1 protein-coding gene is annotated in these 1,169 nt (G+C 65.3%); it reads left to right on the top strand.

From position 1 onward, the window contains the following. Positions 1–1,132, top strand: a 1,132-nt coding sequence (locus AC097L_RS25400; RefSeq protein ID WP_479589479.1) for an aminotransferase class V-fold PLP-dependent enzyme, incomplete at its 5' end; no start/stop codon positions are given. Positions 1,133–1,169: the final 37 nt, after the last annotated feature.

Genomic DNA, 1,169 nt, shown 5'->3' with positions numbered 1-1,169 from the left:
CGTAGACCCTAAAACGCGCGAGATCGTGGGCTACGAGGTGGACATCGGCAACGCCATCGCCAAGAAACTGGGCGTGAAGCCGGTGTTCAAGCAACTGGCCGTGGCCGCCCGCATCCCAGAGCTACAGCAAGGCCGGGTGGACATCCTGGCCGCCTCGCTCACGCACAACAAGGAGCGTGAAGCGCAGATCGATTTCTCGCTAACCACCTTTGTCACCGGCCAGAAGGTGCTGGTCATCCGCAACGGCTGGTTCAGCTACCGCTGGACGCAGATTTTTGACATGGGCCAGATCCCCCGGTCCAGCACGGTGCTGAAAGCGCGCCGCCAAGGCGCAGGTCCGCAAGCCCCGTTCGCCCCCGCACCCATTGACGAGGTGGTGGCCACCATCTTGGCCGAAAAACCCGCCGTGGTGTTCGCCCCGCATGTGGAAACCGCCAGCGGCATGATCCTGCCCGATGCCTATCTGCGTGCCGTGGCCGACGCGGTGCACAGCGTGGGTGGCCTGCTGGTGCTGGACTGCATTGCCTCGGGTGCCATCTGGGTGGACATGCAGTCCACCGGCGTGGACGTGTTGGTCAGCGCGCCGCAAAAGGGCTGGAGCGGTTCGCCCTGCTGCGCTTTGGTGGCGCTCAGCGCCTTGGCGCGGGAGCGCATCGAATCCACCACCAGCAGCAGCTTTGCCTGCGACCTGAAGAAGTGGCTGAACATCATGGAGGCCTATGAAAACGGCGGCCATGCCTACCACGCCACCCTGCCCACCGATGCCCTGGCCCGGCTGCGCGACGTGATGCGCGAAGCCCAGGCTTACGGGTTTGACGCACTGCGCGCCGAGCAGCAGGCGCTGGGCGATGCCGTGCGTGCGCTGCTGGTGCGCAAGGGCATGGCCAGCGTGGCAGCAGCGGGCTTTCAGGCACCCGGTGTGGTGGTGAGCTACACCACCGACCCCGAGATCCAGTCGGCCAAGAAGTTCATCGGCCAGGGCCTGCAAACCGCTGCCGGGGTGCCGCTGCAGTGCGACGAGGGGCCCGACTTCCAAAGCTTTCGCATCGGCCTGTTCGGATTGGAGAAGTTGCACAACGTGGCGCGTACGGTGCAGCACCTGGAGCGGGCTTTGGAGCGGATTCAGGGATAAAGTCACGGCCCGGCGGCATGTGGGGCCAGCCGTTAAA

Source organism: Rhodoferax sp. RT5P35 (genome assembly GCF_056521385.1).
The sequence above is the reverse complement of the archived record's forward strand: the minus strand, read 5'-3'. Positions and strand labels throughout refer to the sequence as shown.